The organism is Sphingomonas sp. ABOLH (genome assembly GCF_003951715.1).
In the GTDB taxonomy this organism is placed as follows: Bacteria; Pseudomonadota; Alphaproteobacteria; order Sphingomonadales; family Sphingomonadaceae; genus Sphingomonas; species Sphingomonas hankookensis_A.
Genome location: NZ_QQWV01000040.1, coordinates 1 through 25,038, shown reverse-complemented (window position 1 = coordinate 25,038; position 25,038 = coordinate 1). Strand labels below are relative to the sequence as shown.

Below are 25,038 nucleotides of genomic sequence, written 5' to 3'. Positions count from 1 at the left end.
ACCACTAGCCAGGTATCGCAGCAGCTTATCTAAGCAAAGGAGAAGGCCGATGCAACCCAACTCTATCAGGTGAGCCACCCACGGCATCCATGACGAACTGTAGATAGTTGGACGCTGTCATGACTGCCTTAACACACTCATGTTCCATTTACTTCCAAACCAACTCACTGTCCGATTACCTCCGAGAGGCCCATAGAGTTGCATGCGGCAACGGCACTAATGCCTGAATCACACTAAGTCGGCCTTCAAGTAGGCTCTTCATACTTACGAAAAATGATTGAAATGCCGATAGATCGGTTTTCTAATCGTCCCTGCTAAAGCTTAGCCTGCCCGAGTCGTACGAACGAAGCCAATGATCCATTCTAAAAATGGATGAGCTAGATGGAGGACGCTTTGAAAGAGGTGCAGAGAGCGGTTCGCTTGGGAGCAAGATGGGACGATGCCTCGGAAAACCAACGGTTCAAGCTAGCGAAGCAAGAGGGATTGGTAGAGTACGTCGAGGTTAACTTTCCCATATCTGAGACCGAAAACCCACTGGAGATTGGTCTTCCTATTCTAGCTCACACTAGTAACAATCCGATCTGTAGTGCCTTCGGATATGATATTGAGATTGCGTCTCGGGTCCGTGATGGCGCTAACGCGGTCAACAGTCCTTGGGTTGGAGAGCATCTTGCTATGCTTGGATGCTCTGAAACGGGTGCGCTTGGTTATGTGATTAACCCGCTCTTTATCGAGGATTTTGCGGAAACGGCGGTTCAGAATGTACTTAGCTTAACCGATTATTATGGTAGACCGATAGCGCTTGAGCTTGGCCCTCTTTACACACCTCCAGACGGACCATTTCTTAGCGAGCTTGACTTTTTGGGAAGCGTCGCTACCCGTGCCAATGCTGGAATTATACTCGACCTTACTCACTGGACTATCTCCAACAAAAACCTTGGCCGGCAGCTTGATTTTGGTTTGGACCATTTACCAGCAGAGCGGGTTATTGAGCTCCACATTGCTGGAATGCGACAGAGTAGCAGCGGCGATCTTTGGCACGACGCTCACGGTGCCAATCTCTCCGAAGAAATACTTCGTATTTTAACTGAGGTTTTGCCAAGGTTTTTCGCGGTCGAGGCGGTGACACTTGAACACAGCATAGAACGCCCGGACAGAGATTTTCTGACATCATTGGAACTGACGCGCAATGCCATGAACGCCGCAGGCCGTTAGTCGATACGATGGACACCCCTCAGAACGGTGACGCAAAAATAAAAACGAAACGCCTACAACAAGCTTATGTCCATCTACTATTTTCGGCCGAACTACGTAGGCGGTGGGCGACCGAACCTGCAGTAGTTGCCAAGGAATTTGGCCTTAAAGAAGATGAGGTTCGTCTAATACCAGACGTCTCGAGTACAGCATTCCAGGCAGAGAGCTACGGACGATCGTCCCTTATTGCTCGTGAGGTCGGACGCCGCTTTCCAAGGGTAGCAAGAAGGCTATGCGACAATTCTGCTGAGCTTAACCTTGCTAATACGGCTATTTTCACCAGATTTCTTGAGAGTAAAAACTTTCTATCCCCCGGTTTTAGCATGCCGCACCCCTATGGCATAGGTAAAGGATACGAAGCAGTAAGCAAGTTTTATATTTGGATGAGAGGTTTCTGTCGGGAAAGGCCTGACGAAAACGCTGCGCTGATCAACGATTTGAATATAGATTTTGCTACTCACCTATTGAATCAGAGTGCCTGCTCAAGCACATATCCGTTGGCACTTTCCCGCAACGGGATTTCCTATAGGGACTCGCTCGCATTAGAGATATGGTGGATTTTACTGCCAAAATACCGGCTAGTTAAATGCGTTCCAACTGATCTGGACAGTTTTTTCTCCAGCCCCTTGTTTTTTATTGACTTTATTTCGGATCATGGTGACTATGATAAAGCTTTCTTAACGTAGCATAGGAGGCCATTTTGTCGGATGATAAAAAGTTTGACGCTGAGGATCTCGATTTCGCTCAGGTCACAGCAGAAAGGTTAGCTGCAGAACTTGCCAATCTTGGCATTTTAGGCGTCACGGCGCCACAGGCTGTGGAGATCATTCGAGAAACGCTTCTAACTACCGGCCCAGATAGACCAGATCGGGATCGCGGGCACTAAACACGAGGAGAATCTCGTATATGCCGCATCCAATTGCCGGCAAGACTCTCTTCGGTATGGCGTCGGGGCACCTCGGGCGTGTAATCGTCTTAGGGGTCCCGGCCGCTAGTCGTGACAATGATGCTGGGCGATGCTCCGAGGCTCCCGCAGTAATGCGGGCCATGACCGACTGGTTAGGCCTGCGGCAAGGATTTATATTTGATCAAGTTTCTAGAAGCCGAAAGCTTACGGAGATATCGATAAGCGATGCAGGAAATATGCCGCTCCAGGACGGAGAGACTCCCGACCATTATTTAAAACGTCTGTCTGCTGTCATTCAGGCGATCCGTAAGACCGGAAAAAACGTTTTGGTGTTAGGCGGTAATCACCTCATCACGATGGGTGTTATTAATGGCTTATGCGCCCACAAAGAGAGTTTTCAAATTTTACAAATCGATGCGCACTCTGATGTCCAAAAAATTGGTCCAGATTCCAAGCCCAGTAATGGCAACTTTGTTTCTTACGCAGCCAACAACAGCGCTATTCGGCAATGGTTGCAGCTCGGCGTGAGAGTTCCCAGCTTGCATGAGCCTGTCTACCCGTCAAAGGTCATAAATACCTGCCTCATTAATCTCAGGAAGGATTTAATACCCGGGGTTCCGATATATATAACTATCGATACGGATGGCTTTGATCCTTCTGTAATGCCGGCAGTTGATTATCCATTCCCCGGAGGCCTTAGCGTCAATGATTTGAGCGAAGTATTGGATATTATCACATCAGCTAACTGCCCGTTTCTAGGGGCGGACTGGGTTGAATATGCAACCGCACACGACTTTGGGAATAGAATGACCGCGTGCGCCATCATGGATGGACTCATACGATTGTTAAGCTTTATCGAACTAAATCAACGCGAATATGAGACATTTGCGTAGCAACGCTTCCATTTACGCAGATACTCTATTTAGTGAGGTTTCGCCAGCCTGACACAGCAAGCCAAGCACTAAGTCTATGTCGCAAAACTTCTAAATTTAGCGACAGCATGCTCGACGCTCGGCCTTCCTCGTGCATCACTGTCGCAGAAGTCGGTTGCATAATACTGATATTATGATACAGTTTCGCGACATGCTGATCGGCTACGCCCGTGTGTCCACCGAGGACCAGGATCTCCGGCTGCAACGCGCCGCGTTGAAGGAGGCCGGATGCAAGCGGACGTTCGAGGAGAAGGTGTCGGGCGCGAAGCGTGACCGGCCTGAGCTAGCCAAAATGATCGAACAGCTGCGCGACGATGATACGGTGGTGGTAACGCGGCTCGACCGGCTGGCACGCTCCACCCGCGATCTGCTCGACATTGCCGAGAAGGTGAAGGAGGCTGGTGCCGGCCTGCGCTCGCTGGCTGAGCCCTGGGCGGACACGACATCGCCTGCGGGTCGCATGGTACTAACCGTGTTCGCCGGCATCGCGGAGTTCGAGCGCGAGCTGATCCACCAGCGCACCAGCAGCGGGCGGGTAGCAGCCAAGGCAAGGGGGGTCCGCTTTGGCCGCCCGCCCAAGCTCACCCCGGACCAGATCGCGCTCGGCGAACGGTTGGTAGGCGAGGGCACTTCCGTTCGCGAAGCCGCCAAGCTGCTCAAGTGTCATCATGCCACGCTCTACCGGGCGCTGACCGCTGCAGCGCTGGCTCCGTGATGCTGGGCGCTCCGCAACCCGGTGCTTCGGAAGGGGAGGCCTGATGCCGATCCGACCCGAGCACGTGTTTCTGTACCCGATCGACTGGCCGCAGCTCTCCCACCATGTTCGCTTTGTGCGGGCAGGGGGCGCTTGCGAGCATTGCGGGCGCCCCCATGGGCAGAAAGTATTCCATCTCCGGGACGGACGATGGTGGGACCGGAAACGGCATTGCTGGCGCAACGGGCAGGGGCGGCGCACACGACGACCGACAGAAAACATCCTGGCGCAGGGTGCTTGGACGCCGGTGGTGCTGGCCTGCGCGCACCTCAACCATGATCCTAGTGACAGCGCGCTCCACCAGCTCGCGGCGCTGTGTCAGCGTTGCCACATACTCCATGACGGTCCGGAGCATCGGCGCCGACGCTGGATGAACGCTCATTATCGGCGCGCTCTCGGCGATCTGTTTTACGGCCCATATCCCACGTTAGGGGCGGACTGGATCACCCCTACGCCGATCAGCATGCTTGGTCACCCATCAATCCATATCTGGGACGACAATAACGGGTAGGTCGTACCTATGCCTAAACCGATCCTCTTGAAAGCTAACATATTAGCTGCGTACTTCTTGCACTAACTTCAACGTATTTAGACGCGAAAGCAAATATTCTGCCCATCGATCCCCTAGTAGTTCTGAAGCCGATTTTGGCCAAGTCTCAAGGGCCCGCTCAATGGTTATTTTTACCTCTCTAGTTATAAAATCCTGGTCAACGCCTAGGAATCTAGCTAGTCTTTCAAATCGGTGCATGTTCACTGTCTCGAACTGATGAGTGCGGACAAACCGAAGCGCAAGAGTATCTCTAGGGATGAAAAGCACTGTCGGGACAATATCATAGGCCGGTGATAACCGGATTTCGTTAGGCGCCGGAAAGCGAAATGACCAGTTTTTTAGATGATTGTCGCCGTTACCCAAAAGTACATCGGCAACGACTCGACGAACGGCCTCGACTATATCCGCGCGGCGATCACTACTGAATCGGCTTACCATATTAATTAATGTTTCAGTGTTCGCCATTGTATATTTACGATCACCGATTGCCCCAATAATTTGTCCTGTATCTTCAATATGAATCCGGTTTCCTTTACCATCGCGATCAAAACGATCTACGACAAGCACATTATCGCCATGTGCTAGCAGTTCCTCCGGCACGCCTGTCACTAAGTCTCGCGACACCAGCCGGCATGGAGCAGTGTCAACGCCGATCATACGCGCCAGCGTCATCGCGGCATACTCCGCTTCAGGAAGACCAGAGTAGCGCTCGCTCGCCACCTTGATGATGCATCGTCCTGTATCATCGCTTCCTGGCAGGGTAAGTCGATCGCCATCTGGATTCGCGGTGAACTTAAGCTGGATTCCCGCGAGCGAGAACTTAACCACGCCTTCCGGACGCGTGGCTTGGAACCCCTTCACGTCTCCAAGGTGAAGCGGTCCTGCCGATTTCGGCGTCTCGGTTTCTGGCGTGATTATTACTGCGCCTGGAAGATCCGCACCAAGCCTCGTCAGCACATCAAACTGATCATGGTCGCCCGGACCCATCTCCGTCAAAACCAGCTCGCGCAGCGCACCTTCGGGAAGAAGGCCGGCGAACCAAGGTGGCACCGAACCATGCAACCCGATCTTATCGGCACGCGATATGAGACGGTCGCGAGTTCGCTCTTCTGACCCAGGATCAAGCCAGCCAAGGCTTAAGATCGGGCGATCACGATCGCGTAAATAATCCTCAGCGACATTGAATACGACACCACCGCCAATGTCGCGCATCAAAGTACCGACGCGCACTGTGCCACGCGCAGCGTCGAGCATATGAACGCCAAGAACTGCCGCAGTTTTGGCCATCAGCTGATTTCCTCGTCCTCTCCTAGATCGACAAAGAGCTCGTCGAAGGCAGAACGAATGGGCATGCCGATTATATTTGCGGCTTTTGTGGGCTCGACCTGCAGACGGATCTCCGTGGCAAGGGCTCTCGGCACCAGCACTGGGACGACATCAAGAGCGTCGCAAACTTCCGCGAAGAGCGTCAGGCGATCACGGCCAAGGCGATTGTTAGTGAGGTCACGTTCAAGCTCAGAAATGCGTGCCCGATTGCGACCCACTCGTTCGGCTAACGCGGGCTGCGACCAACCGCGTTTAACACGCAGCGCTCGCAATTGATCGCCTACGACAGGAAAAATAGCACGCTCCATACGGATTTCCGCTCTTAAGATGTATATAAAGCGGAATTCCGCTACCATACCTTTCTGCTAAAAACAAGCGGAATTCCGATCAAAGAGGCAAGATAAAGCGTTATTCCGCTCCAACTTGCCAATCTCTGGTATCACACAATAATCCCTTGCATGGCACTGGAGCTTTGCGTATTGCCTTGCAACGGTATCACGAGTTCCTCCCGATGACACGACATATGCAAGATCGAATGAACCAGCGCGGCATTTCGGGTGAGCTCGTGAGCCTTGCTCTCGAGTATGGTGAGTGGCAGGGCGATAAGTGCCAGCTAAGTCGTAAGGCTCTGCTGCGCCTGATTGCCAATGTCGACGGGCTGCGCACGATGTTGGTCAAAGCCATCGACAAGGGCGGTTTGACGGTCGTGGAAGCGGACGGTTCGCTCATCACGACCTATCGCGGCGCGGCGGCAGGCCGCCGGTGAGCCTGTTCGCATCACGGCTCTGCGACGCCTTTCGTCACGCGGGTCTAGCGCCACATGATACGGCTCCGCTTGCCGCGGCTTGCCTGTTGGCATCGCAATATGCCGTTGACCCGGTCGACGGTCTGGGCAAGATCTTCGCGGCTGTTGCTAGAGAGCTTCCCCGTGCATCGCATCATGATGGCATCACTCGGGCGCGAGATTGGCTGGAAAACCCAACCATCCCAGGCGTGATCGAGAAGAGCGTCTCGACATGGTCGCTGCCGCTTATCGGAGAAGCCGCTGCTGCTGTTGTCGACTGGGATGCGGAAGCCAATGCGCTGCTCGACGTCCTGAGCACACGAGGCTCAGCCTCCATGGACATGGCGGTAGCTGACGCTCTTACCGAACTCATGCCACTGACGCCGGATGGAAGCTGCACCTGCGCTTTCGGTGCTTCTGCAGCGATTGCCTGGAGCCTGTCACGGCACAGGCCAGTCACGTGGGTTGTGAGCGAACCCGATCTTGTGACGCTGTTTTCCCTCCTGGCGGCCGCCGCCAAACGACCCCTCACAATTGATCGTCGCAATCCGCTCGACGGCACTTTTGGCCCGGTACAGGGTGAACACATTCGCACAGAGCGCTCGTCACCGATCGGGACCGTTGACTACATCATCACCGCCCCGCCGATCGGCATGCGGCTGTTGGGAAGCGATAAGGGCACGATGCTTGAGGGGCGTCAGGTCGCGCTGCTGAGCCCGCTGGCCAAGCGCGCCTTCATCACCTTGTTACCGGACGGCACCTTGTTTCGAGAGGGCAGGGCCGATGTTAGCCTTCGTCAAACCCTCGTCGAAACTCGTTCGGTTGCCGTAACCAGCTTGCCAAGCGGTATTTGGGGGCGGTGGAGCGGCGTCTCCACATCCCTCGTGACGATCACGCCTGAACCAACGGACACCGCGCGGTTCATCGATGGCCGAACCATGGCAACGCAGAGCGTTGGCCGCGTGCAATCGCGTTTGTTGGCGCAGCATCTTAGCGAACTCGGCAAGCGAGGCGAAAATGCGCCTCGCTGGGTACAAGTGCCGGTCGAGGAGATCGCAGCCCAGAACTTCATTTTGACGCCGGACCGCTACCTGCGCTCGAACGAAGATGATGCGATTGCAGCGGCACTGGCGCAGGGCGAAACGATCCTACTCGATGAAGTCGCAGTGATCGAGCGGAGCAAGGCGCCACGACCGCTGCTTGACGATGCCGAACCCGCTGCGCTGACCTGCCGTGAAATTGCACCGGCCGACATTCAGGATGGTGCTGTCCGCCTGCCCAAGCGGGTTGTTCGGTTCTCCGAGGCAGAGAGTAAGCGGGCGAGGAACGTCGGCGTTGCTCCCGGCGACATCCTGGTGAGTATCAAGGGCAATGTCGGTGTGGTCGGCCGTGTACCAAACCTCGACGTGATCGCCAGCGACGTCTTCGACGAACCCTGGATCGTTTCGCAGAGCCTCGCGATCGTTCGATGGCAGCCAAACGCCGCTATTCCCAGCCCTGACATCCTCGCGCTGCTGATGACCGCCCCGTGGGTGCGCACCCAGCTTGAACGGCTGTCTGGCGGCACTGCGATTAACACGCTTCCGATTAGCGCACTTCGTGGCCTTGAGCTGCCGGTACCTGACCCTGAGCAGTGTGCAACAGCGACCAGAGAAGCCCAAATGATTGCGGATCTCGAGGAACGGGCCGCCCGCCTCCGGGAGGAAATCAGCGCATCACGGCATACCCTCTGGCAAAAACTCTGGCAGCTCGAGCCAGAGAGCCAGGAAGGGTGAGACGATGCGAACGCTAGTCCGTCCCGACTCCAAACTGCGTTGCCGCCCTCGAGCGGCACGTTGCCCTCTCATCCTTCACCCGGCACAACAAACGGCGAAATATGGTCACTGAAGCAGACACTTGCCGGAAGCTCATCGTTCCCGGGCTGCAAGCCGCAGGATGGGATGACGCGCCTTGCGCGATCCAGGAGCAGCGCACTTTCACCGATGGCCGGGTAATGTTCGTCGGGGGTGAACCTCGCCGGGGGCAGAAGAAGCGGGCCGACTACATCCTTCGATACCGGCCCGACTACCCGATCGCCGTCATCGAGGCCAAGGCGGGCTACCGCTCCGCGCAGGACGGCGTGCAGCAAGCGCGAGACTATGCCGAGGTGCTGGACCTGCGGTTTGCCTATGCCAGCAACGGACATGAGATCATCGAGATCGATATGGTGGCAGGCACAGAGGCTATCCGCGCCGACTTCCCAACGCCTGACGAGCTCTGGCAGCGCCTGCGTGACAAGCTCGACCTGCCCGACTTGGCTGCCAACCGGGTTCTCGAGCCCGGCTTTCCGGATGCTGAGCGGCCGCTACGCTACTACCAGGAGATCGCCGTCAATCGCTCACTCGAAGCGATCCATGGCGGCCAGCGTCGCTTGCTGCTCAACCTCTGCACCGGCGCCGGCAAGACGGCGGTTGCATTCCAGATCTGCTGGCGGCTGTGGTCAGCAGGATGGAACAAGCGCGGCGACCATCGCCGGCCCAAGATCCTGTTCCTCGCCGACCGCAACATCCTGGTGGACGATCCCAAGGACAAGACCTTCACGCCCTTTGGCGACGCGCGGTGGAAGCTCGGTGCCGGTGCGGTCAGCCACGGTCGTGACGTCTACTTCTCGACCTATCAGGCGATCGCGGCGGATGAGCGGCGCCCGGGCCTCTACCGCGAGTTCGCGCCCGACTTCTTCGACCTGATCGTCATCGATGAGTGTCACCGCGGGAGCGCCCGGACCGATAGTTCGTGGCGAGAAATCCTCGATTGGTTCGAGCCCGCCTATCAGCTCGGCATGACCGCCACGCCGCTGCGCGAGGAGAGCCGCGACACCTACGCCTATTTCGGCGACGCGCTCTATACCTATAGCCTGGCGCAGGGGATCGCCGACGGCTTCCTTGCGCCCTACCGCGTCCACCGCATCGTGACCGACCTGGACGCAGCCGGTTGGCGGCCGAGCGCGGGTGAGCTCGACCGCTACGGCCGCGAAGTGCCCGATGAGGAATATCAGACCCGTGATTTCGAGCGCACCGTGGCGCTCCGCGCCCGCACGGAGGCAATTGCCCGGCACCTGACGGACTTCCTCAAGAACACTGATCGCTACGCCAAGACCATCGTCTTCTGCGTCGATCAGGATCACGCGAGCGAGATGCGTGCCGCCCTCGTGCGGCTCAATGCTGACATGGTGGCCAAGCACCCCGACTATATCGCGCGCGTCACCGCTGATGAAGGTGACATCGGCAAGGGGATGCTCAGCCGCTTCCAAGATCTGGAGGCCGAAACGCCGGTGATCCTGACCACCTCGCAGCTTCTGACCACTGGCGTCGATGCCCCAACCTGCAAGAACGTGGCCTTGGCACGCGTCGTGGGATCCATGGCCGAGTTCAAGCAAATCATTGGCCGCGGCACCCGGCTGCGCGAGGACTACGGGAAGCTGTGGTTCTCGATCCTGGACTACACCGGAACCGCGACCGAGAAGTTCGCCGATCCGGCGTTCGATGGCGAGCCGACCGCGCAGACCACGACCGAAATCGACGAGGCCGGCACGGTGGTCGCCACCGAGACTGACGAGCACCCAGACACCGAGGCGGCAACGACCGATACGGATGCTGGCCCGGCCGTCGTGCCACCGGACAGCGCGGATGATGGCCTACCCCGCAAGTTCTACGTCGATGGTGGTGAGGTGGAGGTTGTAGCCCACCTCGTTTACGACCTCGATGCCGATGGCAAGCGGCTGACCTGCCGCAAGCTGACCGATTGGACTGGCGAGAAGGTGCGGACGCTGTTCGCGACCCCGGCCGCATTCCGTGCTGAATGGGCGATGCCTGACAAGCGCAGCGCTGTCATCGACGCACTAGGGTCAGGACTCGTTGATCACAGCCAGAAGATGACAGTGGCTGCGAGGGCGATGGCGGAGAAGAAGGCGGTAGGGCAGCGGTCGTAGCGGGTGGCGACGCGGCGCCAGTCTTTCAGGCGCCCGAACATGATCTCGATACGGCTGCGACGCCGGTAGCGGCGCTTGTCATAGCTGACGGGCTCGTTGCGTGATCGCCGACCGGGGATGCAGGGCTGGATGCCCTTGGCCTGGAGAGCGTCCCTGAACCAGTCTGCGTCATAGCCGCGGTCGCCAAGCAGCCACTGTGCCTTGGGTAGGTCATCCAGCAGTGCTGCCGCACCGGTGTAGTCGCTGACCTGACCGGCGGTCATGAAGAAGCTCAAGGGGCGGCCGTTCGCATCGGCGAGCGCATGGAGCTTGGTATTCATGCCGCCTTTGGTGCGGCCGATCAGACGGCCGAGATCCCCTTTTTAACCCGCAGGCTCGATGCCGTACGGTGCGCCTTCAAATAGGTCGCGTCGATCATGACCGTTCGTGGCTCCGCGCCCGCCGCAGCCAGACCTTCCATCATCCGCGTGAACACGCCTGCTGCGCCCCAGCGCTTCCACCGGTTGTAGAGCGTCTTGGGTGAGCCGTAGGCGCTAGGCGCATCACGCCAGCGCAGACCGTTCTTGTTGACGAAAACTATGCCGCTCAGCACCCGCCGGTCATCCACCCGAGGCTTGCCGTGGCTCTTGGGAAAGAACGGCCGCAGCCGCTCCATCTGCTCGTCCGTCAGCCAAAACAGGTCGCTCATCCTGGTCTCCTCGCGGAACCTGAATCAGATCGCAACGCTCACATCAATGGGTCCTGACCCTAGGCCGCTCTCCGCCCGAAAGTCGAATGGCCTGCCGGTGTCAAAACCGAGCGGTCGTCACACCGACATTGGCACAATATCAGCCGCATTTTGGCAGGAGCAGATGCGCCTGAACCTGCCCCGATAGAACTGGATCCAGCTTGTCGGCTTCCTGGTTGGCCCACTGACGCCACTCTACGAGCTGCTCTGCGGAGAGATCCAATCGTCCGTCCATGACGGCTTCGCCTACGCGGGCTACCAGGCTCCGCAGGTTCTCGGCTTCCGCCAGCAGACGACCGCTTTCGACCAGCGCGAGGACCCGATCGGCGTTGGCCTTGCGCAGGCGTTCCTGGCGACGCCGCTCGGCTTCGATCCGCTCGCGTTCCGCCTGCTCCTCAAGTTCGCGCAAGTGCATTCGATAGGATCGTTCACCCTCGACGATCAGGCCGGCCACAATGTCGGCGATCTGTCCTTCCAGCTTCCCCGAGGCATCGTCCTGCCAGGTCGATGATCCCGCCGTCAGTCTGAGCGAAACGGAAGCCGGGCGCTTCGGGTCAGGCCGAGGCGCAGTGTAGCGGTTGTAAGTAGGAGTCTTTCTGCCGGCCTCATCCAGATGCAGCGACACTCTGGTGTCGCCAATGATGGCGTAAAAGCTCGTATGATAACTGTCCCGGTCGGATGTGCCTCCGTGACCCATACGGCTCAGCGTCAGAAATACGGCGTTAAGAATGCGCAGACGCCGCTTCTCGAACGGGCTGTCGTAGAGGGTGATGGCCGTATGCCAGCGGCTCTTCTCCGCTTTCTCCCGTTCCTTCTCGTCTCCTACCAGTAACTTACCGATTGCCGGATGCGGTACCGTGATCTTCGTGGCGGAGGCAGGGCGGCCGACCGCCTTCAACGCCTGCGTGCGCAGCTCCTCCAGGTTCTCGGGCACCTTGGCTGACGCGAACGGCCCGGCCGATGACGGGAGCGGCGCTTCGGGCAGATCGACGAAACGTCCGTCTACGTGGATATAGGGCTTCTCGCCCGGTCTCCGGGCCGGTGCCGCGGGTGGTTCGGAGACGGGCCGCCCCGCGTGCACCCGGTTCCAGTGCCCTTGCGGTGGCCCCGACACGCCGTGAGCCCGCAACAGCTTCTTCAGACCCACGTCAGACATCTGCATGCGCGTCGCAAGGTCGCGCATCGGCGCCGACCAGGCGAATGCGATCAGGTCGGCAAGCGCGACGCGGCGATGACCCCAACCGTACATAGGCGATACGTGCCAGAGCAGTTTGGTGCGGGGAAGCGGCTAGCTGGCACGCCGCGGGTGGCGGCCTGCGAATTACCGCAGGTCACATTTCCATACCGTAGTCCCGATCGCGGCTGCCGCCACTCATGCCGGGGCCATCGAGGCGCAGCTGCCGCTCGGGAATGCGGGCGTCGAGCGCCTTCTCCAGCGCGGGCTGGCGCGCCATACGGTCCTCGAGCCGCTCCAGGCGACGCTCCGCCCGGTCTTCGATCCGCGGCGTTTCAGCCTCACCCCGGTCGCCTGACGCCGAGCGCCAGTCGGCCACGAACCGGTCGGCATAGGCGCGAGGATCGGCGCGCGCCTGCCCCTCCTCCGCCCAGACCTGCCGCAACTCTCCCGGAGCAATCTGCTCCAGACCGCGTACCGGGTCGGCGCTGCGGTCCAGCACGATCCGCAGATCCTCGGCGGCATAGGGCCGGATTTGGTCGAGCGCGGCCGAGGCTGCGTCCAGCTCGCGCACCTTGGACGGCGACAGCTCCCGCCCGTCCTCGTGCATCCGCTCGGCCGCCAGGAACAACTGGGCGTAACGCTCCAGCGCCCGGTCGAGCGGGGAGCCCGCATTCGGCAGCCGGATAGCGTCGGTTGCCTGGCCACGCTCGACCACATCAAGCGCCGAGGTCTTGTCGCCGGTGTTGCGGGTAACGTGCCGTTCGACCTTCTGCCCGTCGTCGACCACCAGCGCCACCTTGTCCGCCACGCGGGTGAGCGCGACCAGGAACGACCGTTCGGTCAGCAGCTTCCGCTCCGACGAGCGCATCGCCACGATGCCGTGCTCGGTGGTGACCCCCTGTGCGACATGGACGTTGATCGCGTAGGCGAGGTCCAGCCGTTCGGCCATGCGGTCGCCGGACGCGATCTCGTGCACCGTGCCGTCGATGAGGGAGGACACGACCAGCCTGCCCCGCCCCACTTCCTCAACCCGCGCCATCGCACCGTTGTCGAGCCCACGGGTCAGATCGTTGTCGCTCCAGCGGATACGGTCGCCGACATGCAGTTCGACCTGCTTCAATGCGAAGACTGACACGGCATCGCTGTCGAGATTCCTGGCCAACCGGCCAGGCTGGAACAGCTTCTCGGTCCCGTCCGCCATGCCGAGCCGCACCCGGTCGCCGTCGATGCCGGTCACGACACCGCGATCGCCACGGGCCAGGCCCTGGCTCGGCAAGTTCGTGCGGACCTCGACCACATGGCCGGGCCGGTAGGCGCGCATCAGTCTCGCGCCCTCCCTGGTGGCGTTGACCCGGTCAAGTACGGTGAACGACGTGCCCGTGGGGGCGATCTCGCCGCTCGCCTTCAGCTCGGCCTGTACCGCCTGATTGGCCTCGCTGCGCATGGCGCGGCCGGCAGTCAGCAGGAGGGTGGCGTCGCGCTGATCTTGCGGCAGCGTTGCCCAGTGCGCTGCAGCCGTGGTCGCCACCGCGCTCCCCGGCACCTCGGTCGTGGCGGCCCTGAGTATCTCGAACGTACCCGACACGTCGCCGCGGTCGAGCGCGGCGGTGACCGCCTTCATCTGATCGGACCGAGAACGCAGATTCTCGGTGATATGGGCCGTGGCGACGCCGGCCTTCTGGCTCGCCTCGAACGGCTTGCCGGGCGCGATCGCGGTCAGCTGGCGGGTGTCGCCGGTTTGCACGACGCGCACGACGCCGGTGATGTTGGCAAGCCGCACGATCCGCTCCATGTCGCGCGTACCGAGCTGTCCGGCCTCCTCGACCATGACGATCGCACCCGACAGCTCCGCCTTCACGCGCGCGACCTGTTCCGGTCGGGCGGTGCCGTCGATCACGCGGGCATGGCGCGCCAGGAAGCGGGCGACCGTGCTCACGTCCGCGCCGGTGTCGCGCCCGAACTCGCTCGCCTTCACGCTGGCGATGGCGAGCCCGATCACCGCCCGTCCTTCTGCCCTCGCTACTGCCGTCACCGGCGCCATCGCGGTCGACTTGCCGCGTCCCGACCCGCCCTGCACGTTCACCACCCGGTCGGACGAGGACAGCATCAGCACGGCCGCAGCTTCCTGACCCGGGTTGAGGCGATGAAGCCCCAACTCGCGCGCCGCCTCCTGCACCCGGATTGCAGCATCGACCGGCGGAACGATCGGGGCAGACTGCCCCTTTCCCGCCTCGACACTGGCAAGGTACGCCTGCTCCAGCCGTACCGCACCTTGCGTCGTCACCATGCGATCGCTGTCGCCGAGCAACAGGCCTTTCGCCTGCAGCAGCGCCAGCCGGGCCTCGATATCGGCAACCGTCACCGGTCCGCCGCGCGACAGGCCTTCGCGGATGAGCTCGAGCCGGTCGAACGCCGCCTCCCGCTCGCCCAGGTCGCGCACCGCCGATGCGACCGCCTGCGCCGCGGCATAGGCGCGCGGCTCCAGTCGTCCCAGTCGCTCAGGGACCAGCGGATCGCCGTCGCGCGGGGTCAGCCCCATGCGGCCGGCGATAGCAAGACCGCGCTCGCCTATCCCGCGCACACCCCGCACCGTGCGCGTCCACACATCATGCCCCCGCCCCGCCTCCGCCAGCGCACCTTTCACCAACGCTGCCGGATCCAGCCCCTTCTCCGCGGCCAGCCGCCGCCACCCTTCCGCGCGCTGCTCCGGCACGAGATCGGTTGATTTGGGGTCGCGGGTCGCCAGCGCCGCATATTCGCGCGTCTGCGGAGTGTTCTCCAATCCGCGCGCCTTGATGTACGCATCGATCTCGGCCGAGCGGACGGAGAATGCTTCCACCACCGCGCGCGACACGCCGGCGATCTCGAAGGCACCGTTGCGACCGTCGTGCCGGGGGATGGTGGCGAAGCCGAGCGTCTCGACCCGGCTGCGCAACGCGGACAGGAACACCGCGTCCATGACATGCTGGCGCTCGTACAGCTGGTCCGCGTGCAGCGCCCGCCACTTGCCGTCGGCGGTGCGGGTTGCGTTGGCGATGACGTTGTGGACGTGGAGCTGCGGCTCGCCGCTGCGGTTCACATCGTGAAGAAAGGTCGCGGCAACGAACCGGCCGGTCGTCTCGGGCACCTGTCCCCTACCGTTCCAGACCCGCGCTTGCGCGATGTTGCGCTCCGTCCAGGCCATGGTCGCGGCAGCCGCTTCCCGCACCGCGATTACCAACCGCGCGTCACCGCCCACCAGCGCCAGGATCGACACCGACTTGGGCACCGACATGGTGACGTCCCAGCCCGCCCGGTGCTCACCCCGTTTGGCGTCCAGAACGGTGCCGTTGGGCAGTTCGCCGGCGAGCACCTGTTCGAACCGCTCGGCGTCGACGGGTCCGGACAGACCCAGCTCGGCCGCCCCCTCGCCTGCCCAGACACTGGCCCCTTCTGCCTGATCGGCGGTGTAATAATTGTCCCGGGCGTAATAGGCGGCTGTGTCGGAGGCCGAACCGACCGCAGCGACCGAGATCATTGTTTGCCCTGCGGGGTGCCGGGCTTTGCCCGGACGGTGATCCTGCCTGCCTTGCCCTCGAACTGCGTCCGGCAGCTGTCGGTCGCGAGCCGGTAATTCACGAGCGCGCAGACCGCCTGATCCCCGCCGCCCAGCAGGAAATTGGCCGAGCGGACGGCGAACCAAGACGGCGGCAGCGCCATCGCCGCAAGGAAGTAGCTGCCGACGCAGAGCAACCAGACGACCGACAGCGCCGCACCCACCTTGCGACCCGACCAGTCCCTGTCCCAGACGGTGTAGCTGACTTTTGTCCGGGGCTGCTGCTCGAGGCTCCTGATGGCGGCGGTGTTCTCCCGTAACGCCTCGGTGTGATCGCGCTGCCGTTCGTCGATGGCATCCAGACGGGGCTGCCTGTCGATCCGCTCGGCAAGCAGCCGCATCTCCGCCCTGATCGGATTGAAGCTGGCGGTGATGCGCTCCGGCATGCCCTTGATGAACTCGGTCCGGGCCCGCGTCAGCGCCAGCTGATCCTCGCGCTCCAGCCTGTGCATGTCGCTCTCGTGCGCCGCCCAGCTTTGGGCGATGCGGTCGATCTCCATGACCGCCTTATCCAGCCTGGCGCCGAAGGCGACGACGTCACCGGGCCCCAGTTGCTCGGGCCGATCGAATACGGCCCGCCCCTCCCGCCACGCATTGAGACATTCCCGAACGAACGACTTGGCCAGGGTCGCACGCTCGACACCACGCTCGGCCGCGCAACGGGTGAGGTCCGCATCGTCGTCGTCCCCAAGCCGTACATTGACCTGACCGCCCATGAAGTTCCTGCCCATGTCCGGCCTAATGCTGGTCGCCGGCACCGCTCCCATGCCATGATTGCATAGTGGCACGATTGCGCCACAATGAGCAGGATTAAGCAAGCGATTATGACGACGTGAGCGGTGCATCCACCATCGGTGAGCGGATCAAGGCGGTACGGCTCAGGACCGGGTTGGGACAGGACGCGTTCGCGAAGGCGCTGGGCTATTCGAAGCGCGCGCTGGTCAGCTGGGAACTGGGCGGGGCCGAGCCGCCCGTCGCCCTGATGGCGAAGCTCCGGCGCGACTACGACGTCGATCCCGAATGGGTGATCCTGGGCGAGGACACCGTGCCCCGGAGCTACTACGGGCCGGTCGACTGGGACCGTCTCGACCGCCTGCGCGCGGACGTGGACGCCGTCTGCAGGGACGTCGGGCTGGAACTGCCTGACGAACGCAGCCAGGCGCTCGCGCGCGTGATATACGACGGAGGCGCGGACGCGGGAGCCGCCAACCGCAAGCAGCTGCGCGGTACGCTGCTCGCCTTGTCGCTGGGGGATTGAGGATGAGCGGATCTTCGAAGGAACAACTGGCCGCCTGGATGGCAGATACCCGACGCGTTGGGTTCAAGCGACGCAACTGGCCGGTCGTGCGCCGACTGGCGGCGCTGTGCACAGGACTGCTGCTGGCAGGTCTGGCGATCCGTCTCCTGGGCTATGCCCCTGCCCTTGCGGCTGCCTGCTGGATCGCCGCAGTTGTCACCGGCGCGGTCATGCTGATCTGGTTCTTCGACCCGCGCCGCTTCCGCGCACGGCCGTCCGGCACGTCCTGACCACACGGAAGCAGGCGCGAGCATCTGGGTTCGAGATCGACCGCTGCTGGGGCACCGATCTTGTCCATGACGCCCGACGAGAGATGAGCCCGTGCCCCAGAGGGAGCAGTGCATGGGTCACTTGCTTGCAACCCTCATGTCGCTGCGCAGCCCGGTAAATCACGGCGTCCGTAGCGCCGTAGCACCCTTGTAGCACGTCAGGAGGCAGCTTTCGCGGAACCCGCAGCACGGCCGATATCCTGCTACATCAATGATAATTCACGAGTTTATGCTCTGAACACGGCCGCTATCCATAGCGTGGTGTGTGCTCCTCCCCTTCACAATCCAGACGCTGCGGTATCGATGCCGTGGTGCTCCGGTATTCATTCTGGCTTCCGGCGGGGCACCCGGGCCGGCGTGTCAGCCGGCCAGCAAGCGAACTGTCATTCTACCCGGACCGCCTTCTCGGCGGTGCGGCAGCGGGTTCAGCGCGAGATCCGGGACATATCGCCTGTCACCGGCGCTGCCGCTGCCAGGATCTTCTCAGCGGCACGACGCTCGCGGGCCTGGGCGCGTCGCTCTTCGGCGATCCGGGGATCGCTGGCTTCCGCCTCCAAACCAGAGGCAGGATCCGGTTCCTCCATCACCCGGATCCCTTTGGCACGTTGGGCCACGTCCTTGCGCCTGGCGCACTCCTGCTGGACCGCGCTGGTCATGTCGGATCTCAGAAGGACGTAATCGGGTTCGTACCGATGCTGGCGCATCAGCTCAGCGAGCGCGTGTACGGCAAGGTCGTCACCAACCGCGGCATGAACCGCGCGTAGCCAACGCGGCGAGGCGTAGCGATGCCGCAGCGTCCAGAGCCCTCGCCCCATCTCGGTCACGAGCAGGGCCACCCAGAGGACGAGCATGCCCCGTCCGGCGACGACCGGTCTGGCGCCGATCGCCTTGGCGATACCGATCGTCACGATCAGCATCGGCAGGAAGACCATGACGCTGATCGCATAAGGGACGACGTTCAGCTGGCTCACCTCCCATCGTGCGATCAGCCGGTCAGCCACCGGGACGCGCTCAGTCACGCCAGGGATCATGGCTGCTGGTCGACCAGCTGTCGTGATGCTGGAAATGGTCATGAGCACCGCTGTCCCAGCGATCGTGGCGCTGCCAGTCGGACTCGTAATCGTGCGACCGGATAGAACCATAGGGATTCCCGGCGACGTCGGGGGTCCCCGCTCCAGCGATCGTTGGCAATCCGGTTGTCGGATTGATATCCGTTCCGTCGCTGCCAATTCCCGAGTGGCCCGGGAGCGTCCAGTCGTCGAACCAGGTGGCGATGCGCTCGAACAGTCTCATGTCAGCACTCCCGATCGGACGCCTAGACGATATACGTTTTCCGTATATTGCTCAAGCCGGTCTAGATGCTCCGGGGTGCCCGCCCCTCCTGTCCCATCAGACCTGCATGCTCGCATCGTCGCTGCACTGACCGTGGCACGGCGGGACGCCAGGCTTCGTCAGGTCGACCTCGCGAAGCGGCTCGGATGGCAGCAGGCCTATGTATCGCGCTACGAAACCGGCGAGCGTCAGTTGAGCGTGGATGAATATGTCGCGGTCGCCTTGGCGATCGGGGTCGATCCGGTGGCTTTGCTCAGCGAGCTTCTCTCTCAAAACTGCTCGTAATCGAGGCGATGTCACGGCGCATCTGCCAACGATAACGCCCACCCGATTAACGTCGCGAACATTCGTTACTATGCCGAACGGGAGTTCGCCGGCCTCTACCGTCCTGCGTGATCGCACACACCGGCGAAACCGACGATCGGTTCGGGGTATCTCCCTGCCCTACCGTTTCAACGAGCGTGACGCTGACACGTACACACCGCCGGATCGGCCTGGGTTCTCCCGGAAGCTTGCGGCCGTTAGGCCGCTTCTGTGACGGCGATAGCCGGCACGCAGCGAAGGCCCATTGCCCTAGTGGGCAATTCTGCATCTCCTTTCCGTCCGCTCGATCAGTGCTGTGAGGTTAAGTGATTCTGTTAAATAGGAATCGTTAAGAAGGTTAAGGGGTTCAAAAAGCAGAATTTTTGCTGCGTTCTCAGTACCATACGGGAATGTCCGGTGGGTGAAACCCCGTGATTCGGTGGGTGAAACCCCGATAGTGCGGTGGGTGAAACCCCGAAGCAATGGTGGGTGAAACCCCGAGTCAGACGCCCCCGAAAACCGCGTGCTCGGATCGGTTATCCACGGACTAAAGGGCTGTTCGCCATCAGAAGCGGTGCGCCAGCGACTGCTGGAAGACTGTGCTGGGTGGGTGAAACCCCGATAGTCGGGTCAGCGGTGGGTGAAACCCCGATAGTCAGCGTCGGCCAGCGAGCTGGTCCATCCGGGCATCTACCTCCTCGGTGCGCCGGCGATCGGCGTCGAAGCGCGCACGCCGCTCCTCCTCCGCCCGCATCCTCTCTGCCAGCGCCAGCGCCTCGGCCTCACCGCGGCGTCTGAACTGGACGGCCGGACTCCTGTCGGTCGTCTCCGCCAGCTCCATCGCATAGTCGGGGAGCTGATCGGCCTCGATCACGCGCCGGAGCATCCGGTTAAATTCTTTGGGCTGAGCGTCGCTGCCGGTCTTGTCGCGCAACACCTCGACCCGGCACAACCACCCACCCTGCTGCGAGCCGACATGCTTGCGCGCGATGCGATACAGCGCCCGCTCCAGCCCTCCGGACAGGAGGAAATAATCGGGGTGCATGGTCAGCAGCGACTTCTCGTTGACGATGCCCTCGTAAACCCAGTCGGAGAGGGTCAGCGTCATCCCGCGGGGCTGTTCGGTGTCGGCGTCGGTATCGAACGTCCAGCTATCGAGCCAGTTGAAGCCCGCCTTCTGTCTGCGCTTCGTCGCCCGGATCGAGGTCGTGATGGATGTGGTCTGAAGCCGGAGCAGCGCGGCTTGCAGCTCCTGATAGTCCCTGCCCCCGGTGCTGCGCTTAATCGCCCGCAACAGATCGTAGGGCGTCGTCGTCAGCGTACGCGGCAGGTCGTTCAAGCCTTGCTGCTTCATGCGGTTGAGCGTGGACGCCGCCCAGATTAGGATATCGGCGTCCCAGATCGTCGCCATGCCATAGTCGGGAATCGCCTGGACGCGCACCCATGCCTCGCCGTCCGGGCTTTTATATTCGATCGGCTTCAACCGTTTGCGCTTCTGGAGCGAGAAGAATGGCCGCTCCATGACCTCGCGCTGGTCGCGGAGCGGAAGGTCGCCCAGCGCCGGGATGAACAGGTCGAACTCGGGGTTGGGATCGCGCCGCTTGCTCATGGCGCGAACCTGGTGTGCCCTCGCTTGACCAGATACTGGCGGAGCAGGCGTTCGGTGATGACGGTAAGCGGTTCCCCGCCCTCCTCGACGCTGAGTTGACGTAATGCACGGTGCATGTCCTCGGGAATATGGATTAGCACCGGCTTCTTGCCGGGATGGCTGCTGCGCTTGGCCGGCGCTGCCGACGTCGGCGTGCCAGCGTCGCGGCGCGATCGACGTGCGGGTGCAGACTGCTGAGGCATGGGGACAGGCTCGACGGCGGGTGCCGGTGCCTGTTCTTCGGGCTGGTCATCGAAGATGCCGGCAAGCGCGGAAGGCTTCCTTGCCATCATGCCACCTCGCTTACTTGCTTAGTCGTATAGCCGCTTAATCGCTTAGCCTCTTCATAGGCCCTCCGCAACTCGGCTGCAGCTTTGCTGTCCGGCTCCGTCTCGGCCGCTGTCCGACCGAGTGGCGTCGCCTTGTAATAGTCCTTGCGAAAATGGAGACGGCTGTCGAACAGCGTCACGCCCTTCGCCGCGAAACCGGCGTGAGCCTCCTGACCCTCCCCGCCCTGGTGTGGCACTTGGGTCAGAATGACCGCGAATGGCGTGCCCGCCTGCTTTACCTGCTTCACAGTCTGCAACACCGAATGAACGTCTAGCCCGCGCGGCGCGACGGGAATGATGACGAAATCCGCCTGCTCAGCCGCGAGCATGGCGATGTCTTTCGAGTTCGCCGGCGTGTCGATGATGATGAGGTCGATCTTGCCGCTGCTTCGCCCCCGTGAGACGTGGAGCGGCAGGCCGGCGACGCTGCTGTCCTTCACCATCACGTCGTCCATGTCGCGACGTTCCGACCAGTAGAGCGCCGACCCTTGCCGATCGTCAGCATCAAGGATCACGACGCCCCCCCCCTCGCGCGCTGCCTCGACGGCGAAGCCGGTAGAGAGGGTCGTCTTGGATTGACCGCCCTTCTGCGCGATCACGGCCCATACCTGCATGACTGCTACTCCCACTAAGCGGCTAAGCGACTGATACCGCTTAGCCGCTTAGTCGTAAAGGTGATTAGTCGCTTAGCCACCGTCGCCCGTTCAGCGTCTTTGTCATCGTTGAGCGAATGGTGACACATCGGCCCATGATCAATGACGGGCAAAGCGGCCCGCCGAAATGCCTGTCGCCGCTGCACCGATTGTCCAGCACGCGCCGATCGCCTCGCCCTGGCACCGCGCCTGATGAAGCCGATCGCGACGCACATGGGGAGGGCAGGGGAGCATCCAGCGCTTCGAACAGTGGGTCATGCCGGTCGCCATCCGGGTCGGCCAGCTCTCGCGATTGTCCTTCTCAAAATCTTCTCCCGTCAAATCGCCCTTGGGCGATGGCCAGGCCATCGGCCCTGCCTCGTGGCGATCAGCGGGGGGTGAGGGGGCAGCGGTATCTGCCGGGATGGTGCCGGCGCAGCGCAGGAGCAGAGGCCCGGCTGATTGCCGTTGTTGGGAGAGGGAGCCGTGCCCACTCTCCTCATAAAACGACGTTGCCGGCTCGCTGGCGTCATTAGGACGCGCGTGCGCCCCGCACGAGTGATCGTCACCCGCTAGGGGCGAGCGGCCGATCGACGGCTCGATCGGAGCGCAGCGGAGATAGAGCGCAATCCTACACGGGACACGCCATACCATCCTGAGCGATTCGGCAATTAAGCGATTAAGCGATTAGGCGGTTAAGCGGTTAAGCGGTTAAGCGGTTAAGCGGTTAAGCGATTAAGCTAGGTTGGCTTCCCACTGGGAACCTGTCGCCAAAGTGCTGACTATCAAGGGTCGCCTCCGTTCCACCGGCGCTGCCGTTATCGCCAAGAACAGCGTGGCAGGCTATCAGCTGGGCAGGGCTGATGCTAACGCGGGGGTGAGCGCGCGATGATAGACGAGGAAAGTGCCCGACAGGGGTACGACGAACTCCGGGCCGCGTTGCGCAAGGCGAGCCTAGAGTGGATCGCGGAACAGGTCGAACAAGCTGTCAGCCTTGGAAAGCCGGTCACCAAAGAGGCGGATGCGAGCGAGTTTATTGACGATCAGGTCGTTGGCCAACGACGTGGCCGTAAACGCCTGCAGGAGTTCGTCACGACCGAACCTTATTCCTGCACCGAGCGCCTCCGCCTTCTGCTCGACGCCATTGAACGGGTAACCGCACTTCCCGCCTTTGAGCGGGAAGCTTTAGCCGGATTGGACGCGCAAAAAGTGACGTTCGTGTCTGAACAGGACGGCGAGCTCAACCGCGACCTGCAACGGGACCGCAGCCTCGACCAAGACGCGACACGACACCGTGTTCAGGAGCTATTGCAGGAAACCCGACGGGCACTCGCATGACTACCACCTCTTCCCTTATTGCCCAGATCACCGCGATCCTCGGCCCCGCCATTGGCACCAACTACTCAGCTGCGTCGGCCGCTAATGACGCCTTTGAGGGATACACCTTCGCGCTCGTCGTGCGGGCAGCGCGCGCGGCAGGCGCAACAGTGACCTTTGAAGATAACGAGGGGAACGCGACCACCAGTCTCCTTTTCCGGACTTCGCCTGGCGATATTTTCAGCAAGAAGAGGGCATACACGCATGCTTTGATCGAACTACCGGACTGCCCGGCGCTCGAGGCGCACATCGGCGTCAAAGTTAGTGGAAAATCTAAGGTCCTGCACGAGTGCGACGTTGCGGTGATTGAGCGACACGAAGCGCGAATTTGCCGAACCAGCCGAGTACATCCCCGCGCGGGTAAGGTCCCGATTGCAATTGAGTGCAAGTTCTACGCGAGCACCCTTCAGCTAGGGCTCGCGCGTGGCTATCTGGGTTTGGCCGAGGAACTCACAAAGAAAAATAGGCTACTGGTTACGAATACAACATCAGAGACTGCTGCTAAAATGATTACATATCATGACGCTGGATGGGAATTTGATCTATCCTCGCCTTCATCGCCAAAGGCTGCTGATCTCGAGGCAAAAATCAAAAACGTATTCCGTAACTACATAGCGACCAACAAACGATAACCCGGCGGCGATGCAGTGGCGACGATATGGCCGGAGATGCTAGACTGCCCGGTGCCTATGGCGGCAACGATCCTGCTGTTTTCAGGTTGAACATGGCGACGTTCAGGCCGAGCTGGACTGCCTATGAGATGCGCCTGATGGTCGAGCGTTACGTCAGCGACGGCATGATACCTGGGGAAGACGACCGCGAATGCCTCGTCGACATGCTGGGTCGACGGCTGCACGACTATCGTAAAACGGTCCGCGCGCTCGTTGCGCCCTGAACGCCGCCCAGACGTTCAACAATCAAGCGTCGACAGAAATGCCGTCAGCGCCTTGCGGCATTGCACCGGCGATAAATTTCGGTTCTACCGCATGTCGTTGACGCACGCGGGGGTTGTAACGCTGCATGCACAGCATTACCTATGCCTTGAGCCGGTGAACGCGGGCAAAGTTGCCACCATATGGCTGGGTGCGTGAGTGGTCGAAACGGGCTGCCTGAAAAGCAGCTGTACCGGAAACGGTACCGGGGGTTCGAATCCCCCTCCAATTCTAGGAGCCCGCTCCGGTCGATTGACCGTCGAGCGGGCTTCGTCGTTTTAGCTGCCGTGCAACAGGCAGCCGTCATAAGTTATCTGAGTCACAGACGTCGCACATGTCACTGCTTTTGCTCCACAGCGATTTGCACCTTGTAGGCGAGGCGCCCCGTCCGATTGCGAGTGGCGGCCGCAGTAAGCTGATGTTCAATCAGGGAGCAGGGTAGGGGCGGACAGGTACAAGCGCCTCCAGCAGTTCGCGAGTACCCACTGTTATGCGCTCTGGCCTGCCGAGTTGGATGTAGCGAATGGCCTCACTACGCGCGATCCCCGCCTGGGCATCACCCGCCAAATCGCGCCCATGGTGCGGGACCGCAGCGCTAGCCACCGCCTCCATCATTGGGGTCGGTACACAGAACGGACCCAGATATACGCTCTCATGACTGCCATCCGAGACGCTGGCCGAGTTTACTCCTTCGCTGGCCTCGAGACCAGCGGTCGCATTGACCTTGGCGGGTGTGCCGCGGGCGCCTGATCGACGACGATTGATCATGCTCTCATCCGCGGGTTGATTACCGCACTACCCGTATCCGTCGCTGGGCCTATCCTCCGTCTAAGTTCGGGCGTCGGACGAACCTGCCCCACCGTACACCGTGGATTGCCCATCACAGTCGGGTGCCCGCGGCACGCCGGCCAAGGCTATGCAGTTGGTGCGCTGGCGCCTCCTCTCG

Annotated in this window: 25 protein-coding genes and 1 tRNA gene; 14 read left to right on the top strand and 12 right to left on the bottom strand. The window is 61.3% G+C overall.

Annotation, left to right across the window (positions count from 1 at the left end; translation table 11 throughout):
• Positions 1–381: 381 nt before the first annotated feature.
• The 4 genes from CA237_RS15535 (at position 382) to CA237_RS15520 (ending at position 3,808) form a co-directional block, all read left to right on the top strand.
• On the top strand, positions 382–1,215 hold the full coding sequence (locus CA237_RS15535; RefSeq protein WP_126014655.1) for a DUF692 family multinuclear iron-containing protein: 834 nt from the start codon (positions 382–384) through the stop codon (positions 1,213–1,215).
• A gap of 8 nt (positions 1,216–1,223) precedes the next feature.
• A complete protein-coding gene (locus CA237_RS15530; RefSeq protein WP_126014653.1) occupies positions 1,224–1,940 on the top strand; it encodes a hypothetical protein in 717 nt (238 codons plus the stop codon).
• A gap of 220 nt (positions 1,941–2,160) precedes the next feature.
• Positions 2,161–3,054 (top strand): arginase family protein, encoded by an 894-nt coding sequence (locus CA237_RS15525; RefSeq protein ID WP_126014652.1) that lies wholly within the window; start codon positions 2,161–2,163, stop codon positions 3,052–3,054.
• A gap of 190 nt (positions 3,055–3,244) precedes the next feature.
• Entirely contained in the window at positions 3,245–3,808 is a 564-nt protein-coding gene (locus CA237_RS15520) for a recombinase family protein (RefSeq protein ID WP_126014650.1), read from the top strand.
• A gap of 592 nt (positions 3,809–4,400) precedes the next feature.
• On the opposite strand, the gene CA237_RS15510 is transcribed toward CA237_RS15520, so the two are convergent.
• Positions 4,401–5,684, bottom strand: a complete 1,284-nt coding sequence (locus CA237_RS15510) for a type II toxin-antitoxin system HipA family toxin (protein WP_126014648.1) — start codon at positions 5,682–5,684, stop codon at positions 4,401–4,403.
• On the bottom strand, positions 5,684–6,079 hold the full coding sequence (locus tag CA237_RS15505; RefSeq protein WP_241215513.1) for a helix-turn-helix transcriptional regulator: 396 nt from the start codon (positions 6,077–6,079) through the stop codon (positions 5,684–5,686). Before CA237_RS15505 ends, CA237_RS15510 begins: the two co-directional genes overlap by 1 nt.
• 179 nt (positions 6,080–6,258) lie before the next feature.
• On the opposite strand from CA237_RS15505, the gene CA237_RS15500 reads away from it, so the two are divergent.
• The 3 genes from CA237_RS15500 (at position 6,259) to CA237_RS15490 (ending at position 10,474) form a co-directional block, all read left to right on the top strand.
• Positions 6,259–6,489: a hypothetical protein gene (locus CA237_RS15500; protein WP_164523894.1), complete on the top strand. Its 231-nt coding sequence runs from the start codon at positions 6,259–6,261 to the stop codon at positions 6,487–6,489.
• An 86-nt stretch (positions 6,490–6,575) separates the two neighbouring features.
• On the top strand, positions 6,576–8,282 hold the full coding sequence (locus CA237_RS15495; RefSeq protein WP_126014644.1) for an N-6 DNA methylase: 1,707 nt from the start codon (positions 6,576–6,578) through the stop codon (positions 8,280–8,282).
• 101 nt (positions 8,283–8,383) lie between these two features.
• Complete coding sequence (locus tag CA237_RS15490) at positions 8,384–10,474, top strand: DEAD/DEAH box helicase family protein (RefSeq protein ID WP_126014641.1); 2,091 nt, start codon at positions 8,384–8,386, stop codon at positions 10,472–10,474.
• Here CA237_RS15490 and CA237_RS15485 read toward each other — a convergent pair.
• The 4 genes from CA237_RS15485 to CA237_RS15470 all read right to left on the bottom strand — a co-directional run bounded on the left by CA237_RS15485 (position 10,405) and on the right by CA237_RS15470 (position 16,689).
• A protein-coding gene (locus CA237_RS15485; protein ID WP_126014639.1) for an IS5 family transposase occupies positions 10,405–11,162 on the bottom strand; the annotation gives its coding sequence in 2 pieces (ribosomal slippage) (positions 10,405–10,829 and positions 10,829–11,162; 759 coding nt in all). The two genes, CA237_RS15490 and CA237_RS15485, sit on opposite strands and share 70 nt — an antisense overlap.
• Positions 11,163–11,301: 139 nt before the next feature.
• Positions 11,302–12,450 (bottom strand): hypothetical protein, encoded by a 1,149-nt coding sequence (locus CA237_RS15480; protein WP_126014637.1) that lies wholly within the window; start codon positions 12,448–12,450, stop codon positions 11,302–11,304.
• Between the two features lie 82 nt (positions 12,451–12,532).
• Complete coding sequence (gene mobF, locus CA237_RS15475; protein ID WP_126014635.1) at positions 12,533–15,895, bottom strand: MobF family relaxase; 3,363 nt, start codon at positions 15,893–15,895, stop codon at positions 12,533–12,535.
• Positions 15,892–16,689 (bottom strand): hypothetical protein, encoded by a 798-nt coding sequence (locus CA237_RS15470; protein WP_126014633.1) that lies wholly within the window; start codon positions 16,687–16,689, stop codon positions 15,892–15,894. Before CA237_RS15470 ends, mobF begins: the two co-directional genes overlap by 4 nt.
• Before the next feature lie 116 nt (positions 16,690–16,805).
• Here CA237_RS15470 and CA237_RS15465 point away from each other — a divergent pair, with 116 nt between their 5' ends.
• Together CA237_RS15465 and CA237_RS15460 are read left to right on the top strand one after the other, a co-directional pair.
• Positions 16,806–17,231: a helix-turn-helix transcriptional regulator gene (locus CA237_RS15465; RefSeq protein ID WP_093068190.1), complete on the top strand. Its 426-nt coding sequence runs from the start codon at positions 16,806–16,808 to the stop codon at positions 17,229–17,231.
• Positions 17,232–17,233: 2 nt separating this feature from the next.
• A complete protein-coding gene (locus CA237_RS15460) occupies positions 17,234–17,500 on the top strand; it encodes a hypothetical protein (protein WP_093068193.1) in 267 nt (88 codons plus the stop codon).
• Positions 17,501–17,964: 464 nt separating this feature from the next.
• Here the strand turns inward: CA237_RS15460 and CA237_RS15455 are convergent, their stop codons facing one another.
• Together CA237_RS15455 and CA237_RS19920 are read right to left on the bottom strand one after the other, a co-directional pair.
• A complete protein-coding gene (locus tag CA237_RS15455) occupies positions 17,965–18,540 on the bottom strand; it encodes a hypothetical protein (protein WP_206432998.1) in 576 nt (191 codons plus the stop codon).
• A 10-nt stretch (positions 18,541–18,550) separates the two neighbouring features.
• The gene (locus CA237_RS19920; RefSeq protein WP_206432997.1) at positions 18,551–18,832 is read right to left on the bottom strand and encodes a hypothetical protein; all 282 of its coding nucleotides are present in this window, start codon (positions 18,830–18,832) and stop codon (positions 18,551–18,553) included.
• A 132-nt stretch (positions 18,833–18,964) separates the two neighbouring features.
• On the opposite strand from CA237_RS19920, the gene CA237_RS19915 reads away from it, so the two are divergent.
• A complete protein-coding gene (locus tag CA237_RS19915) occupies positions 18,965–19,156 on the top strand; it encodes a helix-turn-helix transcriptional regulator (RefSeq protein ID WP_206432996.1) in 192 nt (63 codons plus the stop codon).
• A 673-nt stretch (positions 19,157–19,829) separates the two neighbouring features.
• On the opposite strand, the gene CA237_RS15445 is transcribed toward CA237_RS19915, so the two are convergent.
• The 4 genes from CA237_RS15445 to CA237_RS15430 form a co-directional block, all read right to left on the bottom strand.
• A complete protein-coding gene (locus CA237_RS15445) occupies positions 19,830–20,783 on the bottom strand; it encodes a replication initiator protein A (RefSeq protein ID WP_126014629.1) in 954 nt (317 codons plus the stop codon).
• Positions 20,780–21,115, bottom strand: a complete 336-nt coding sequence (locus CA237_RS15440; protein ID WP_241215512.1) for a hypothetical protein — start codon at positions 21,113–21,115, stop codon at positions 20,780–20,782. The genes CA237_RS15445 and CA237_RS15440 overlap by 4 nt, the downstream gene beginning before the upstream one ends.
• Positions 21,112–21,765 carry a ParA family protein gene (locus CA237_RS15435; RefSeq protein ID WP_126014627.1) on the bottom strand — a complete coding sequence of 218 codons (654 nt, stop codon included), beginning with the start codon at positions 21,763–21,765 and terminating at the stop codon, positions 21,112–21,114. The genes CA237_RS15440 and CA237_RS15435 overlap by 4 nt, the downstream gene beginning before the upstream one ends.
• 138 nt (positions 21,766–21,903) lie before the next feature.
• On the bottom strand, positions 21,904–22,152 hold the full coding sequence (locus tag CA237_RS15430) for a hypothetical protein (RefSeq protein WP_126014625.1): 249 nt from the start codon (positions 22,150–22,152) through the stop codon (positions 21,904–21,906).
• 519 nt (positions 22,153–22,671) lie between these two features.
• Between CA237_RS15430 and CA237_RS15425 the strand changes: the two genes are divergently transcribed.
• From CA237_RS15425 to CA237_RS15415, 4 genes are all read left to right on the top strand, one after another.
• Entirely contained in the window at positions 22,672–23,121 is a 450-nt protein-coding gene (locus tag CA237_RS15425; RefSeq protein ID WP_126014623.1) for a hypothetical protein, read from the top strand.
• Complete coding sequence (locus CA237_RS15420) at positions 23,118–23,792, top strand: hypothetical protein (RefSeq protein ID WP_126014622.1); 675 nt, start codon at positions 23,118–23,120, stop codon at positions 23,790–23,792. The genes CA237_RS15425 and CA237_RS15420 overlap by 4 nt, the downstream gene beginning before the upstream one ends.
• Before the next feature lie 92 nt (positions 23,793–23,884).
• Positions 23,885–24,055 (top strand): hypothetical protein, encoded by a 171-nt coding sequence (locus tag CA237_RS19745; RefSeq protein ID WP_164523893.1) that lies wholly within the window; start codon positions 23,885–23,887, stop codon positions 24,053–24,055.
• Between the two features lie 182 nt (positions 24,056–24,237).
• Positions 24,238–24,324: transfer RNA gene (locus CA237_RS15415), tRNA-Phe, on the top strand.
• Positions 24,325–25,038 lie beyond the last annotated feature (714 nt).

Bases quoted from the DNA above. Each gene is read 5' to 3' on its own strand.
- CA237_RS15490 (WP_126014641.1), top strand. From the start codon at position 8,384: ATGGTCACTGAAGCAGACACTTGCCGGAAGCTCATCGTTCCCGGGCTG.
- CA237_RS15420 (WP_126014622.1), top strand. From the start codon at position 23,118: ATGACTACCACCTCTTCCCTTATTGCCCAGATCACCGCGATCCTCGGC.
- CA237_RS15435 (WP_126014627.1), bottom strand. From the start codon at position 21,765: ATGCAGGTATGGGCCGTGATCGCGCAGAAGGGCGGTCAATCCAAGACG.
- mobF (WP_126014635.1), bottom strand. From the start codon at position 15,895: ATGATCTCGGTCGCTGCGGTCGGTTCGGCCTCCGACACAGCCGCCTAT.
- CA237_RS15530 (WP_126014653.1), top strand. From the start codon at position 1,224: ATGGACACCCCTCAGAACGGTGACGCAAAAATAAAAACGAAACGCCTA.
- CA237_RS15440 (WP_241215512.1), bottom strand. From the start codon at position 21,115: ATGATGGCAAGGAAGCCTTCCGCGCTTGCCGGCATCTTCGATGACCAG.
- CA237_RS15500 (WP_164523894.1), top strand. From the start codon at position 6,259: ATGAACCAGCGCGGCATTTCGGGTGAGCTCGTGAGCCTTGCTCTCGAG.
- CA237_RS19920 (WP_206432997.1), bottom strand. From the start codon at position 18,832: ATGAGACTGTTCGAGCGCATCGCCACCTGGTTCGACGACTGGACGCTC.
- CA237_RS15460 (WP_093068193.1), top strand. From the start codon at position 17,234: ATGAGCGGATCTTCGAAGGAACAACTGGCCGCCTGGATGGCAGATACC.
- CA237_RS15470 (WP_126014633.1), bottom strand. From the start codon at position 16,689: ATGGGCGGTCAGGTCAATGTACGGCTTGGGGACGACGACGATGCGGAC.
- CA237_RS15505 (WP_241215513.1), bottom strand. From the start codon at position 6,079: ATGGTAGCGGAATTCCGCTTTATATACATCTTAAGAGCGGAAATCCGT.
- CA237_RS15430 (WP_126014625.1), bottom strand. From the start codon at position 22,152: ATGGCCTGGCCATCGCCCAAGGGCGATTTGACGGGAGAAGATTTTGAG.
- CA237_RS15425 (WP_126014623.1), top strand. From the start codon at position 22,672: ATGATAGACGAGGAAAGTGCCCGACAGGGGTACGACGAACTCCGGGCC.
- CA237_RS15535 (WP_126014655.1), top strand. From the start codon at position 382: ATGGAGGACGCTTTGAAAGAGGTGCAGAGAGCGGTTCGCTTGGGAGCA.
- CA237_RS15510 (WP_126014648.1), bottom strand. From the start codon at position 5,684: ATGGCCAAAACTGCGGCAGTTCTTGGCGTTCATATGCTCGACGCTGCG.
- CA237_RS15480 (WP_126014637.1), bottom strand. From the start codon at position 12,450: ATGTACGGTTGGGGTCATCGCCGCGTCGCGCTTGCCGACCTGATCGCA.
- CA237_RS15525 (WP_126014652.1), top strand. From the start codon at position 2,161: ATGCCGCATCCAATTGCCGGCAAGACTCTCTTCGGTATGGCGTCGGGG.
- CA237_RS15445 (WP_126014629.1), bottom strand. From the start codon at position 20,783: ATGAGCAAGCGGCGCGATCCCAACCCCGAGTTCGACCTGTTCATCCCG.
- CA237_RS19745 (WP_164523893.1), top strand. From the start codon at position 23,885: ATGGCGACGTTCAGGCCGAGCTGGACTGCCTATGAGATGCGCCTGATG.
- CA237_RS15520 (WP_126014650.1), top strand. From the start codon at position 3,245: ATGCTGATCGGCTACGCCCGTGTGTCCACCGAGGACCAGGATCTCCGG.